General features: G+C 69.5%; 11 protein-coding genes. 7 read left to right on the forward strand and 4 right to left on the reverse strand.

The features are described 5' to 3' along the window. Positions 1 to 35: 35 nt before the first annotated feature. The 3 genes from ACXKZB_RS10575 to sufB are packed head-to-tail and all read right to left on the reverse strand — an operon-like array spanning position 36 to position 3,046. Positions 36 to 362, reverse strand: a complete 327-nt coding sequence (locus ACXKZB_RS10575) for a non-heme iron oxygenase ferredoxin subunit (RefSeq protein WP_111083970.1) — start codon at positions 360 to 362, stop codon at positions 36 to 38. Beyond that, entirely contained in the window at positions 362 to 1,627 is a 1,266-nt protein-coding gene (gene sufD / locus ACXKZB_RS10580; RefSeq protein ID WP_488823111.1) for a Fe-S cluster assembly protein SufD, read from the reverse strand. Before sufD ends, ACXKZB_RS10575 begins: the two co-directional genes overlap by 1 nt. Further along, the gene (gene sufB, locus ACXKZB_RS10585) at positions 1,628 to 3,046 is read right to left on the reverse strand and encodes a Fe-S cluster assembly protein SufB (RefSeq protein ID WP_111083968.1); all 1,419 of its coding nucleotides are present in this window, start codon (positions 3,044 to 3,046) and stop codon (positions 1,628 to 1,630) included. A gap of 252 nt (positions 3,047 to 3,298) precedes the next feature. Between sufB and ACXKZB_RS10590 the strand changes: the two genes are divergently transcribed. Beyond that, complete coding sequence (locus tag ACXKZB_RS10590; protein ID WP_488823112.1) at positions 3,299 to 4,273, forward strand: COX15/CtaA family protein; 975 nt, start codon at positions 3,299 to 3,301, stop codon at positions 4,271 to 4,273. Between the two features lie 423 nt (positions 4,274 to 4,696). Here the strand turns inward: ACXKZB_RS10590 and ACXKZB_RS10595 are convergent, their stop codons facing one another. Further along, positions 4,697 to 5,623 carry a heme o synthase gene (locus ACXKZB_RS10595; RefSeq protein WP_123312549.1) on the reverse strand — a complete coding sequence of 309 codons (927 nt, stop codon included), beginning with the start codon at positions 5,621 to 5,623 and terminating at the stop codon, positions 4,697 to 4,699. Between the two features lie 431 nt (positions 5,624 to 6,054). On the opposite strand from ACXKZB_RS10595, the gene tkt reads away from it, so the two are divergent. From tkt to pgl, 6 genes are all read left to right on the forward strand, one after another. Continuing rightward, positions 6,055 to 8,148 (forward strand): transketolase, encoded by a 2,094-nt coding sequence (gene tkt / locus ACXKZB_RS10600; protein WP_488823113.1) that lies wholly within the window; start codon positions 6,055 to 6,057, stop codon positions 8,146 to 8,148. Positions 8,149 to 8,275: 127 nt separating this feature from the next. Continuing rightward, the gene (gene tal / locus ACXKZB_RS10605; RefSeq protein WP_488823114.1) at positions 8,276 to 9,388 is read left to right on the forward strand and encodes a transaldolase; all 1,113 of its coding nucleotides are present in this window, start codon (positions 8,276 to 8,278) and stop codon (positions 9,386 to 9,388) included. Further along, positions 9,388 to 10,986, forward strand: a complete 1,599-nt coding sequence (locus ACXKZB_RS10610) for a glucose-6-phosphate isomerase (protein ID WP_488823115.1) — start codon at positions 9,388 to 9,390, stop codon at positions 10,984 to 10,986. Before tal ends, ACXKZB_RS10610 begins: the two co-directional genes overlap by 1 nt. A 22-nt stretch (positions 10,987 to 11,008) precedes the next feature. Then, on the forward strand, positions 11,009 to 12,547 hold the full coding sequence (zwf, locus tag ACXKZB_RS10615) for a glucose-6-phosphate dehydrogenase (RefSeq protein WP_123312542.1): 1,539 nt from the start codon (positions 11,009 to 11,011) through the stop codon (positions 12,545 to 12,547). Beyond that, on the forward strand, positions 12,544 to 13,488 hold the full coding sequence (locus ACXKZB_RS10620) for a glucose-6-phosphate dehydrogenase assembly protein OpcA (RefSeq protein WP_123312539.1): 945 nt from the start codon (positions 12,544 to 12,546) through the stop codon (positions 13,486 to 13,488). Before zwf ends, ACXKZB_RS10620 begins: the two co-directional genes overlap by 4 nt. Before the next feature lie 98 nt (positions 13,489 to 13,586). Continuing rightward, on the forward strand, positions 13,587 to 14,357 hold the full coding sequence (pgl, locus tag ACXKZB_RS10625) for a 6-phosphogluconolactonase (RefSeq protein WP_396288511.1): 771 nt from the start codon (positions 13,587 to 13,589) through the stop codon (positions 14,355 to 14,357). Positions 14,358 to 14,547: the final 190 nt, after the last annotated feature.

The following is a 14,547-nucleotide window of genomic DNA, read 5'->3' on the forward strand; positions in this document are numbered from 1 at the left end:
CGGGCCGCGGAAAGTGTGGGGGCCGGGAGGCGGTGTCAGTCGACCGGGACGGGATCGTGCACGTCGACGTAGACGTCGCCCTCGCGCACCTCGACCCGGAACACCGGGACGGGCTCGTACGCCGGGAAGTTCTGCGGCTTCCCCGTGGCGAGTGAGAAGCGGGAGCCGTGCGCCCAGCACTCGAGCGTGTCGCCCTCGATGAACCCCTCGGCCAGCGAGATGTCCCCGTGGGTGCAGGTGTCGCCGATGGCGTGCACGGTGCCGGACGAGTCCTTCACGATGGCCACCGCGGTGCCGTCGACGACGGCACGCATCGGGCTGTCGACCGCGATCTCGGACTCCGCGCAGACCTTCGTGGGCATCAGGCGTCGGCCTCCGCCGGGGCGACGATCGCCGAGCGACCCTCGGCGAGCTCCTGCTCGACCGCGGCGATGAGTCGTTCCTCGAGCTCGGGCGCACCGATCTTCTGGATGACCTCGACCAGGAAGCCGAGCACGACGAGACGACGCGCTTCCTCTTCGGGGATGCCGCGGGCCTGCAGGTAGAACAGCTGCTCGTCGTCGAAGCGACCGGTCGCACTCGCGTGGCCGGCACCCTCGATGTTGCCCGTCTCGATCTCGAGGTTCGGGATGCTGTCCGCGCGGGTGCCGTCGGTCAGCACGAGGTTGCGGTTCTGCTCGTACGAGTCGGTGCCGTCACCCGCGCGGCCGATGAGCACGTCACCGATCCACACGGTGTGCGCACCCTTGCCCTGCAGCGCACCCTTGTAGTTGACCCGACCGCGCGTGTTCGGCGCGTCGTGGTTCACGTAGACCTGCTGCTCGATGTACTGGCCGGCGTCGGCGAAGTACACGCCGTACATCTCGGTGTCGGCGCCCTGCGCACCGAGGTGCGTCGAGGGGTTGACCCGGATGACGTCGCCGCCGAGCGAGACCACGACGTGCTTCAGGAAGGCGTCGCGGCCGACCTCGGCGAAGTGCGTCGAGACGTGCACCGCGTCGTCGTCCCAGTCCTGCAGGCTGACGACCGTCAAGCGTGCGCCGTCCTGCACGACGATCTCGATGTTCTCGCTGAGCAGTGCGCTGCCACGGTTGTCGAGCACGACGATGCCTTGGGCGTGCGGCTCAGCGGTGATGACCGTGTGCGCCGCGCGGGGCTGCGTCCCGAAGTCGGAGCGCGTGATGGTGATGAACTCGTGCGCCTCGGTCGCCTTCACGGTGACGGCGAGGACCGCGTCACGCGCGGTCCAGGCCGCGGCTGCCGCGCGGTCCTCCGGCAGACCGGCGGTGCCGACGCGGGGGTCGTCGCTGCGACCCCACTCGACGTCGGCGCCGTCGGACTGCCGGGCGAGGAACCGGTAGGCGGATCCGTCGAGATCGCCGTCGAGCAGCGGCTGGAGCTTCGCCAGGGGCGCGAACTTCCAGTTCACCTCGCGCCCGGTGACGGTCGGGAACGCCCCGAGGTCGCCGGATTGGAACCGCTCGGAGCGGGTCTGGACCGGGATCTTCTTGTCGGGGGCGTCCCAGCCGCCGTCGGAGTGGGCTCCGGCGCCGTGCTGGTCGGCACCCTGGGCGGCTGCCGCGGGCTCGATCGGCTGGTCGATGTGGGGAGGGGTGGTGCTGGACATCTAGCCGACGGATCCTTCCATGCTCATCTCGATGAGCTTGTTGAGTTCGAGCGCGTACTCCATCGGGAGCTCGCGGGCGATCGGCTCGATGAAGCCACGGACGATCATCGCCATCGCTTCGTCCTCGGCCATGCCGCGGGACATCAGGTAGAAGAGCTGCTCCTCGCTCACGCGCGAGACCGTGGCCTCGTGCCCGAGCTGGACGTCGTCGACGCGGATGTCGATCGCCGGGTACGTGTCACTCCGGCTGATCGTGTCGACGAGCAACGCGTCGCAGCGGACGGTGTTGGCCGCGTGGTGCGCGGCCGGGTCGACCCGGACCTCGCCGCGGTAGCCCGCACGACCGCCACCGCGGGCGATCGACTTCGAGACGATCGACGACGTCGTGTACGGCGCCATGTGGATCATCTTCGCGCCGGCGTCCTGGTGCTGGCCGGGGCCCGCGAAGGCGACGGACAGCGTCTCGCCCTTGGCGTGCTCACCGGCGAGGTAGATCGACGGGTACTTCATCGTCACCTTGGAGCCGATGTTGCCGTCGATCCACTCCATCGTGGCGCCCTCGTGCGCGATCGCACGCTTGGTGACGAGGTTGTAGACGTTGTTCGACCAGTTCTGGATCGTCGTGTAGCGCACGCGGGCGTTCTTCTTCACGATGATCTCGACGACGGCCGAATGCAGCGAGTCCGACTTGTAGATCGGGGCGGTGCAGCCCTCGATGTAGTGGACGTAGGAGTCCTCGTCCGCGATGATCAGCGTCCGCTCGAACTGGCCCATGTTCTCGGTGTTGATCCGGAAGTAGGCCTGCAGCGGGATCTCGACGTGGACGCCCTTGGGGACGTAGACGAAGGAGCCGCCGGACCAGACGGCCGTGTTCAACGCGGCGAACTTGTTGTCGCCGGCCGGGATCACGGTGCCGAAGTACTCCTGGAAGAGCTCGGGGTGCTCGCGGAGCGCCGTGTCGGTGTCCATGAAGATGACGCCCTGCTGCTCCAGGTCCTCGCGGATCTGGTGGTACACGACCTCGGACTCGTACTGCGCGGCGACACCGGCGACGAGGCGCTGGCGCTCTGCCTCGGGGATGCCGAGCTTCTCGTAGGTCGCGCGGATGTCCTCGGGGAGGTCCTCCCACGACTGCGCCTGCTTCTCGGTGGAGCGCACGAAGTACTTGATGTTGTCGAAGTCGATGCCCGTCAGGTCGGCACCCCACGTCGGCATCGGCTTGCGGCCGAAGAGCTGCAGGCCCTTGAGCCGGTTCTTGAGCATCCACTCGGGCTCGTGCTTGAGGTTCGAGATGTCGGTGACGACCTCGTCCGAGACCCCACGGCGGGCCGAGGCCCCGGCCGAGTCGGAGTCGGACCAGCCGAACTCGTATTGCCCGAGCCCTTCGAGCTCGGGACGGTCGATGAGCACGTCGGACATGGTCTCCTCGTTTCCTTCTCGCGGGACAGCGTCTTCAGGTGTGAACCCGTGGCGTCTGGACGCCATTCCACCGCAGACCGCTGACAAGCGGTCACGGTGCTGCTCCCTCGCAACGACAATGGTTCCACGCAGTCCGTGGAGTGATCGGCGATCTCGGCCCATTCGGAGCCGGCGCCTGCCTAGACTTGACTGCTGCTGAACCCTCGAATCCTACAGGTTCGCTGCACGGAACAACAGGAAGGCACCACCCTCGTGACTCGCGTCGGACCCCCCGTCGACCAGGATCTCCGGACCGCACGGTGGTGGTCGCTCCCCCGGGTCGTCGACCGTCGGGTCATCGCGCTGGCGTGGGCCTCGTTCCTGGTCGAGGTCGTGTTGATCGGCACCGGCGGCCTCGTCCGGCTGACCGCGTCGGGCCTCGGATGCCCCACCTGGCCCAAGTGCACGGCGGATTCGCTCGTGTCGACGCCCGAGATGGGCGTGCACGGGATCATCGAGTTCGGCAACCGACTGCTCACCTTCGTGCTCGTCATCGTGGCGATCGCGATGTTCCTGGCGGTCGTCCGGATGCTCCGCACGCGCCCAGAACTGTTCTGGCTCGCGTTCGCTCAGGGCGTCGCGATCCCGGTGCAGGCCGTCATCGGCGGGCTCAGCGTGCTCACGAACCTCAACCCCTTCGTCGTCGGGCTGCACTTCGTCGTGTCCGCCGCCCTGACCTCGGTCACCGCGGCCCTGGTCTACCGGACGATGCACGGCCCCCGCACCAGCCGTCGCCTCGTGCCCGGCTGGTACACCGGTGTCGTCCGCGGCACGGTCGCCGCGGTCGTGGTCACCGTCCTGGTCGGCATCCTCACCACCGGCAGCGGCCCGCACGCCGGCGCCGACGAGGCCGTGGACGGCGGCATGCTGCACCGAACGGGCTTCGACCCCGCGGTCATGGAACACCTGCACGCCTGGCCCGCCTACACGCTGTTCGCGCTGACGCTCGTCCTCGTGGTCGGCGCCGTCCGCCTCCGGATCTCGAGCAGGTGGGCGCTCCTGCTGCTCGTCGTCGAGTTCCTGCAGATCGCCGTCGGCCTGACGCAGGCGCGCACCGGGTTGCCGGTCGGGCTGGTCGGCACGCACATGGTGCTCGCCGGGCTGCTCGTCGGTGCCACGACGGCGGTCGTGCTCTCGACCCGGGCCAGCGCCGGTCGCGCGGCCGTGCGCGAACCACTCGACGCCTGACGCCCGGGCGCGTCGCGCGCTCGGCGCCGGTCCGACACCCGGCCTGCGACACCCCACGAGTCGATCGACTCGTGGGGTGTCGTCCGTTGCACACGCGTCGGATGCGGGCGCATGGTCCGACAGTCCACGCGACGATCGACCGGTGGATCGTCGCAGAATGGCGTGCGCCCCGCGCCCACGGACGCACAGGGCGGCCGGGAGGCCCGTGGCGGCGCCGCCACGGGCCTCCCGGCCGCCTGGTGGGCACGTCCACAGCCGCGCCCGGTCGCGCGCCGACCCGGAACGACGTCCTCGACGTCGTGCGACGTCGTGAACGTCGCATCCCCGCGCGCGCAACCGTCGCGCACGCCCACCGACGACGAAGGCGACGTCGTACGACGTCGAGTTCGTCGTACGACGCCGCCCAGTGGCGGCGCGCAGCGCCTAGAAGGTGAAGACCTGCGGCAGCAGCGGGTCGATGCCCACGGCGATGAAGAGCAGCGTCAGGTACGTGATCGAGCTGTGGAAGACGCGCATCGGCTGCACGTGCTCGACGTGCTGGATCGCCCGCGAGTACAGCCGGTGCGACTCGACGACGAACCAGATTCCACCGGCCAGTGCGACCACGGTGTAGAGCGGCCCCATGTGCGCAACGGGGATGAGGAGGAGCGAGCAGACCAGGGTGGCCCACGCGTACAGCACGACCTGCAGGCCGACGACGGTGCGACCGCGGACCACGGCGAGCATCGGGACGTCGGCGGCGTCGTAGTCGTCGCGGTACTTCATCGACAGCGGCCAGTAGTGCGGCGGTGTCCAGAGGAAGATGACCATGAACAGGATGACCGGCGCCCAGGTGAGCGACCCGGTGACGCCCGCCCAGCCGATGAGCACGGGCATGCAGCCGGCCGAGCCGCCCCACACGATGTTCTGCGGGGTGCGGCGCTTGAGCCAGAGCGTGTAGACGAACACGTAGATGAGGATGGCGATGACGCTCAGGGCGGCCGCGAGCCAGTTCACCAGGAACCCGAGGACCGCCGTCGACAGGACGCCCAGGATCCACGAGAACACCAGGGCCTCGCGGTCGGAGAGTTCGCCGGTCACCAGCGGGCGCGTGCTCGTCCGCTTCATCAGGCGGTCGATGTCGCGGTCGATGTAGCAGTTGAACGCCGATGCCGAACCGGCGGACATCGCGCCGCCCAGCATCGTCCAGAAGACGAGCCACAGGTCCGGCACGCCGCGCTCGGCCAGGAACATGGTCGGCGCCGTGGTCACGAGCAGCAGCTCCATGACCCGCGGCTTGGTCAACGAGACGTACGCACGGACCTTGCGGGACAGCGGCGATCGGGGTCGATCGGTGTCGGGCCTGGTCACGGTGGCAGTCGGCAAGGGAACCTCAGTCTGTTCGCATCAGCTCGCACACTCGGTGGACGACTGCGGCGGCGTCCGGGCATGCGCTGACCCGGAATGTCCACGGGTCGCGATCAGTTTACGGGATGGAAGCGCCGCGACGACGCCCCGCTCGCCCATCCCGCGCGGAACGACGGGCCACGGAGCACGACACGCCCGGTAGACGGGGCCTCGACGACTCGAGTCATGAACATCGGGCGTCACCTGAACCCCTTCTGAGTGGCTGGTCACTATGCTGGAACTGCCCTCCCGCAGTGCGCGCCCCGATGACGTCGGCCGCGATGAGCCGGTCGGCCGCCGCTAGACGGCGACACGACTCGGCCCCGGGATGGCCACATGTCCGTGCGATGGCACGAGCCCTCGCACATGTCGCATCAAGAAGGGTCAACATCCAAGTGGCTGAATTCACCTGGGACGCCATCGACCGGAAGGCCGTCGACACGGCCCGCGTTCTCGCCGCCGACTCGGTCGAGGCCGCCGGCAACGGTCACCCCGGCACCGCGATGAGCCTCGCGCCGCTCGCACACCTGCTCTTCCAGAAGGTGATGCGTCGCGACCCGAGCGACTCCACCTGGATCGGCCGCGACCGCTTCATCCTGTCCGCCGGTCACGCCTCGATCCTGCAGTACGTGCAGTTCTACCTGCACGGCTACGGCCTCGAGCTCGAAGACCTCCAGCACCTGCGCAAGTGGGGCTCGAAGACCCCGGGTCACCCGGAGTACGGCCACACCGACGGTGTCGAGATCACCACCGGCCCGCTCGGCCAGGGCCTCGCGTCCTCGGTCGGCTTCGCCTACGCCCAGCGCTTCGAGCGCGGCCTGTTCGACCCGGAGACCCCGGCCGGCCAGTCGCCCTTCGACCACTTCACCTACGTGATCGCCGGTGACGGCGACATGCAGGAGGGCGTGACGAACGAGGCGGGCTCGCTCGCCGGTCGTCAGCAGCTCGGCAACTTGATCGCGTTCTACGACTCGAACCAGATCTCGATCGAGGACAACACCGACATCGCCTTCTCGGAGAGCGTCCCCGAGCGCTACGAGGCACTCGGCTGGCACGTCCAGATCGTCGACTGGAAGAAGACCGGCGAGTACTCCGAGGACGCCGTGGAGCTCCACGCCGCGATCGAGGCCGCCCAGCAGGTCACCGACAAGCCGTCGCTCATCGTCCTCAAGACGATCATCGGCTGGCCGTCGCCGACCAAGCAGAACTCCGGCAAGATCCACGGTTCGGCGCTCGGCGCCGACGAGATCAAGGGCCTCAAGGAGGTCCTCGGCTTCGACACCGCGAAGACCTTCGAGGTCGCCCCCGAGGTCCTCGAGTACACCCGCGGCGCCGTCGCCAAGGGCCAGGCGCAGCACGCCGAGTGGCAGAAGACCTTCGACGCGTGGGCCGCCGCCAACGCCGACAAGAAGGCGCTGTTCGACCGCGTCAACGCCAAGGAGCTCCCCGAGGGCCTCGAGGCAGCACTGCCGGTCTTCCCGACCGACAAGGCCGTCTCGACCCGTGCCGCCTCCGGCAAGGTCATCAACGCCATCGCGCCGCTGATGCCCGAGTTCTGGGGTGGTTCGGCCGACCTCGCCGAGTCGAACCTCACCACGATCGAGGGCGCCAAGTCCTTCGGTCCGGCCGAGGCCTCGACGTCGACGTGGAGCACCGACCCGTACGGCCGCGTGCTGCACTTCGGCATCCGCGAGCACGCGATGGGCTCGATCCTCAACGGCATCGTCCTGCACGGGAACACCCGCCCCTTCGGTGGCACGTTCCTGATCTTCAGCGACTACATGCGTCCGGCGGTCCGTCTCGCCGCGCTCATGGGCGCACCGGCGATCTACGTCTGGACCCACGACTCCATCGCCCTCGGCGAGGACGGCCCGACGCACCAGCCGATCGAGCAGGTCTCGTCGCTCCGTGCGATCCCGGGTCTCGACGTGGTCCGCCCCGCCGACGCCAACGAGGTCGCGTACGCGTGGCTCGAGATGCTCAAGCACACCGACCGTCCGGCCGGCATCGCACTGAGCCGTCAGAACCTGCCGGTCTTCGAGCGTGGCGAGGGCGACGCCTCGGGTGAGGTCTTCGCCTCGGCGAAGAACGTCGCCAAGGGCGCGTACATCCTGGCCGAGGCGCCGAACGGCACCCCGGACGTGATCCTCATCGCGACCGGTTCCGAGGTCCAGATCGCCGTCGAGGCCCGCGAGCAGCTCAAGGGCGAGGGCATCAACGCCCGCGTCGTGAGCGCCCCGTCCATCGAGTGGTTCCGCGCCCAGTCCGAGAACTACCAGGACCAGGTGCTCCCGAAGGACGTCACCGCTCGCGTGTCGGTCGAGGCCGGCATCGCCATGAGCTGGCGCGACATCGTCGGCGACAAGGGCCGCAGCGTCTCGATCGAGCACTTCGGTGCCTCGGCCGACTACCAGACGCTCTTCAAGGAGTTCGGCTTCACGACGGAGCACGTCGTGGCCGCCGCGAAGGAATCGATCGCGGCTTCCTGACCCGCAGGGGCCGGGTCCGGTTCGCCGGATCCGGCCCTTCTGCCGGGAGGCGCGGTTCGGCCCCGCCACGCGCCCCCGGTCCCCCAGACCCCGGCCACCAGGCCGATGAAGGAAAGAAGAGAAACACATGGCTGAGAACACCCCCACTGCCGCCCTCTCCGCGGTCGGCGTGAGCATCTGGCTCGACGACCTGTCCCGCGAGCTCCTCGAGACGGGCAAGCTCACCGAGCTCATCGAGCAGAAGAACGTCGTCGGCGTGACCACGAACCCGACCATCTTCGCCTCGGCCCTCGCCAAGGGCGAGCGCTACGACGCCCAGGTCAAGGAGCTGGCCGCTGCCGGCACCGAGCTCACCGACGCGATCTTCGAGATCACCACGCAGGACGTCGCCAACGCGTCCGACCTGTTCAAGCCGATCTACGACTCGACCAAGGGCTTCGACGGTCGCGTGTCGATCGAGGTCGAGCCGGGCCTGGCGCACGAGACCGCCAAGACCATCGAGCAGGCCAAGTTCCTGTTCGAGAAGGTCGGTCGCGAGAACGTCCTCATCAAGATCCCGGCGACGGTCGAGGGCCTCGAGGCCATCACCGAGGTCATCGGCGCCGGCATCTCGGTGAACGTCACCCTGATCTTCTCGCTCGAGCGCTACCGCGCCGTCATCGACGCCTACCTCGGTGGGCTCGAGAAGGCCAAGGCCGCCGGGCACGACCTGTCGAAGATCCACTCGGTCGCCTCGTTCTTCGTGTCGCGCGTCGACTCCGAGATCGACAAGCGCCTGGACGCCGTCGGCACCGACGAGGCCAAGGCCCTGAAGTCGAAGGCCGGCATCGCCAACGCGCAGCTCGCCTACCAGGTCTGGACCGAGGCGTTCGCCTCCGAGCGCGCCCTCGGCCTGCTCGAGGCCGGCGCGAACACGCAGCGTCCGCTCTGGGCCTCGACCGGCGTCAAGGACCCGTCGCTGCCGGACACGCTCTACGTGACCGAGCTCGCCGCCCCGAACACCGTCAACACGATGCCGGGCAAGACGCTCGACGCCACGTTCGACCACGGTGAGATAAACGGCGACGCGATCGCCGGCACCTTCGACGCCGCGCAGCAGGTCCTCGACCAGCTCGCAGCGCAGGGCATCGACTACGACGACGTCGTGGCGCTGCTCGAGAAGGAGGGCGTGGACAAGTTCAACGTCTCGTGGGGCGAGCTCGTCGACACCGTGAAGACCGCGCTCGAGGGCGCCAAGTAGTGACGGTTTCCATCGCTGCCAGCGGCGATGCCGCGCGGGCCATCGACTCGGTGGTCCCGCGGCTCGTCGCTGACCTGGTGGCCTCGGGCATCACCGCCCAGGACCCCGAGCTGTGGGGACCGGACGCCGAGGCCGAGGCGTCGAAGCGCCTCGGCTGGGTGGAGGCCGTCTCGGTCTCCCGCCCGCTCGTCGCCGAGATCACCGCGCTGCGCGAGTCGCTCCGTGCCGAAGGGGTCGACCACGTCGTCCTCGCCGGCATGGGCGGCTCGTCGCTCGCGCCGGAGGTCATCACGCGCACCGCCGGTGTGCCGCTGACGGTCCTCGACTCGACCGACCCCGCGCAGGTCCGCGCCGCCGTGTCGACCGACCTCGAGCGCACCGTGCTCGTCGTCTCGTCGAAGTCCGGTTCCACGCTCGAGACCGACTCACAGCGTCGGGTCTACGAGCAGGCGTTCCGCGACGCCGGCATCGACCCCGCCCGCCGCATCGTCGTGGTCACCGACCCGGGCTCCGCGCTCGAGGCCGCCGCGACCGACGCCGGCTACCGTGTCTTCACCGCCGACCCGACCGTCGGCGGCCGCTACTCGGCCCTCACCGCGTTCGGGCTCGTCCCCTCCGGTCTCGCCGGGGCGGACATCGCCGAACTGCTGGACGAGGCCGACGCCATCTCCGCGCTGCTGTCGGTCGACCTCGACGAGAACCCCGGGCTCGTGCTCGGCGCGGTGCTCGCGGGGACCGACCCGTTGCGCGACAAGATCGCGATCGTCCCGGACGGCACCCACATCGTCGGGTTCGGCGACTGGGTGGAGCAGCTGATCGCGGAGTCGACCGGCAAGAGCGGACGTGGCCTGCTGCCCGTCGTGCTGCACGCCGACTCCCCCGAGGTCTCCGCCGCGCTGCCCGACGTCCAGGTCATCCGCCTGGTCGGTTCGCGCGAGGACGAGCGCCACGTCGCCGAGGGCGAGGTCGAGATCACCGGGACGCTCGGTGGCCAGATCCTCGTCTGGGAGTACGCCGTCGCGGTCGCCGGGCGCCTGCTCGGCATCGACCCGTTCGACCAGCCCGACGTCGAGGCCGCCAAGGTCGCGACCCGTGCGCTGCTCGACGACCGTCCCACGGCTGCCGAGCCCGCGTTCACCGAGGACGGCATCGCCGTCTCCGCGACGCCGGGACTGCCGGTCGGGACGACGCTCGCAGAAGCCGTGACGGGCCTCCTGTCCGAACTGGGCGCCACCGGCTACGTGGCGGTGCAGGCGTACGTCGACCGCACCACGAACCGTGACCTCGAGACGCTCCGCGACGCCCTTGCGGCGCGCACGCGCCGTCCGGTCACCTTCGGGTACGGCCCGCGGTTCCTGCACTCGACCGGGCAGTACCACAAGGGCGGCCCCGCCACCGGAGTGTTCCTCCAGATCGTGGCCGACGAACCGGACGACCTGGCGATCCCGGGCCGGCCGTTCACGTTCGGGCAGCTCCTCCGGGCCCAGGCAGCCGGTGACGCGAGTGTCCTCGCGCAGCACGGCCGCCCGGTCCTCACCCTCACGACGTCGGACGTGCGCGCCGCCACAGCGGCCATCGCCTCCGCCGTCTCCCACTGACTCGTAAGGAGTTCACCGACTCATGTCACCGGTGGCAATCACCCCGGAGCACAACCCGCTCCGGCTGCCGACGGATCGTCGACTGAACCGGATCGCGGGACCGAGCACGCTCATCATCTTCGGTGTGACGGGCGACCTGTCACGCAAGAAGCTGATGCCGGCGGTCTACGACCTGGCCAACCGGGGGCTGCTGCCCCCGGGGTTCGCGCTCGTCGGCTTCGCCCGGCGCGACTGGGAGGACCAAGACTTCTCCCAGCTCGTGCACGACGCCGTCAAGGAACACTCCCGCACCCCGTTCGACGAGGACGTCTGGCGTCAGCTCGAACAGGGCATCCGCTTCGTCCAGGGCTCGTTCGACGACCCCGAGGCGTTCCTGCAGCTCAAGCAGACCGTCGACGAGCTGGACGCCGAGCGCGGGACGCTCGGCAACCACGCGTTCTACCTGTCCATCCCGCCGAAGATGTTCCCGGTGGTGACCGAGCAGCTCAAGCTGTCCGGGCTCACCGAGAAGCGCGAGGGCTCGTGGAGCCGCGTGGTCGTCGAGAAGCCGTTCGGTTCCGACCTCCGCACGGCACGCGAGCTGAACGCGATCGTCGAGAGCGTCTTCGCGCCCGACGACGTGTTCCGCATCGACCACTACCTCGGCAAGGAGACCGTCCAGAACCTGCTGACGCTCCGGTTCGCGAACCAGATGTACGAACCCATCTGGAACTCGAACTACGTCGACCACGTGCAGATCACGATGGCCGAGGACATCGGCGTCGCCGGACGTGCCGCGTACTACGACGGCATCGGCGCGGCGCGCGACGTCATCCAGAACCACCTGCTGCAGCTCCTCGCGCTCACCGCGATGGAGGAACCCGTCTCGTTCAAGGCCGCCGACCTGCGTGCCGAGAAGGAGAAGGTGCTCTCCGCCGTGCGCCTGCCCGAGGACCTGTCGACCGCCACCGCGCGCGGACAGTACGCCGGCGGCTGGCAGGGCGGCGAGAAGGTGCTCGGGTTCCTCGACGAGGCCGGGATGAACCCCGAGTCCGGCACCGAGACGTACGCGGCGATCAAGCTCGACATCGCGACCCGTCGCTGGCAGGGCGTCCCGTTCTACCTGCGTGCCGGCAAGCGGCTCGGCCGTCGCGTCACCGAGATCGCGATCGTCTTCAAGCGTGTCCCCGAGGACGTCTACGGCAACTCGCAGTCGCCCCTCGGCCAGAACGCGCTCGTCATCCGTGTGCAGCCGGACGAGGGCGTCACGCTCCGGTTCGGCTCGAAGGTCCCCGGCGTCGGCACCCAGGTGCGCGACGTGACGATGGACTTCGGCTACGGCCACGCCTTCACCGAGGCGTCCCCCGAGGCGTACGAGCGACTCATCCTCGACGTGCTCCTCGGTGACCCGCCGCTGTTCCCGCGGCACCAGGAGGTCGAGCTGTCCTGGAAGATCCTCGACCCGATCGAGGAGTTCTGGGCCACGCAGGGCCAGCCCGAGCAGTACCGTCCCGGCACGTGGGGTCCGGCGTCCGCCGATGCCCTGCTCGCCCGCGACGGCCGGACCTGGAGGCGTCCATGAAGATCGACATGCCGAACACCACGGTCTCGAAGATCCAGAAGAAGCTCGTCCACATCCGAGAAGAGGGCGGCGCCGTCGCCCTCGGACGCGTCCTGACGCTGATCATCTCGACGGCCCTCGGCCACGAGGAAGAAGCGATCGAGGCGGCGAACGAGGCGTCCCGCGAGCACCCGATGCGCGTGATCATCGTGTCGAAGAACGACGGTGACACGAAGTCGCCGGGTCGTCTCGACGCGCAGATCCGCGTGGGCAGCGACGCGGGCGCCAGCGAGGTCATCGTGCTCCGCGCCTACGGCGAGACCGCGACCGACGAGGAGAGCCTGGTCACGGGCCTCCTCCTGCCGGACGCCCCCGTCGTGGCCTGGTGGCCGCAGACCGCGCCGTCGCAGCCGTCGGCCTCGGCACTGGGCCGCATCGCCCAGCGCCGGATCACCGACGCCGCCGCGCAGAAGGACCCGAACGGCGCGATCGAGGCCCTCGGTGCCTCGTACGTTCCGGGTGACACCGACTTCGCGTGGACGCGCCTGACCCTGTGGCGGAACCAGCTCGCCGCGGCACTCGACCAGCCGCCGTACGAGCCCATCACCAGCGTCGAGGTGACGGGCGCGTCGGACAGCCCGTCGACGATCCTGCTCGCCGCCTGGCTGCAGCTCCAGCTCGAGGTGCCGGTCACGGTCACCACGTCGCCGCGTGCGACCGGGTCGAGCGGCATCCACGGCGTCAAGCTCGTGCGCGAGTCGGGCACCATCGACCTCGAGCGTTCCCTGGTGGACGTCGCGACCCTCTCGATGCCCGGTCAGCCCACGCACGACCTGTCGCTGCCACGCCGCAACCTGCGTGACTGCCTGGCCGAGGAACTCCGTAGACTCGACCCGGACGTCCTCTTCGGAGACGTCGTCAAGCACGGGGTACCCCAGCTGCGCGAGACCATCGCCCGCTGAGCACCCCACAACGGTCGGGCCGCCTGTCTGGTGCAGGCGGCCCGACCGGACCGAAGGCGGTCGTACGACCGGTCGGCCGCCACGAACACGGGAGTCACGTGACCAACGAACGGCGGGTGCTCGTGCACCCGGACAAGCAGGCCCTCGGCGCTTCGGTCGCCGCACGCTTCATCACGAAGATCATCGACGTGCTCGACGAGCAGGAGCGTGCCGACATCGCGATCAGCGGTGGCTCGGTGTCGTCCCTCGTCCTCGCCGCGATCGGCCAGTCCCCGGCGCGCGAGAGCGTCGACTGGTCGAAGGTCCACGTCTGGTGGGTCGACGAGCGTTGGGTGCCGGCCGGTGACGCCGACCGCAACACCACGGGGACGCAGACCGACTTCTTCGACCACGTCGACATCCCGGAGTCGAACATCCACCCGATGCCCGCATCCGACGCCGGCATCGACATCGAGGAAGCCGCGCTGCAGTACGAGCGCGAGCTGCAGGACGCCGCGTACGAAGGCGCCGTCGCTCCCCGCTTCGACATCACGCTGCTCGGTGTCGGCCCCGACGGGCACACTGCTTCGCTCTTCCCGGAGTTCCCGCAGCTCACGGTCACCGACCGCGCCGTCGTGTCGGTCGACGACTCCCCCAAGCCGCCGCCGCAGCGTCTGACGGTCACCTACCCGGTGATCAACGCCTCGCAGCGCGTGTGGGTCATCCTGTCGGGTGCGGAGAAGGCGTCGGTCCTCGGGCTCGCCCTGGCCGGCGCCTCCGTCGAGGACGTCCCGGTCGGTGGCGTGCAGGGCCGCAAGCGCACCGTGTTCTTCGTGGACCAGGACGCCGCGCGCGACGTCCCCGAGAACCTCATCGCGTCGACGTACTAGACGCGCGTCCTGACGGGAGGCCCGGTGCCGGTTGGTACCGGGCCTCCCGTCTGTCCTCCCCCTCGCCCACCGCCCCGCCCCGCCCCGCCCCGCCCCAGGTTCCGAGATCTCGGCATCTGGGCGCGCGCGTCGGCCGACCGTGGAACCTCGGCGAACCGCACGCGGCGTGTCGTGTAACCTCGGCGAACCG

The organism is Curtobacterium sp. ABR8, assembly GCF_057812125.1.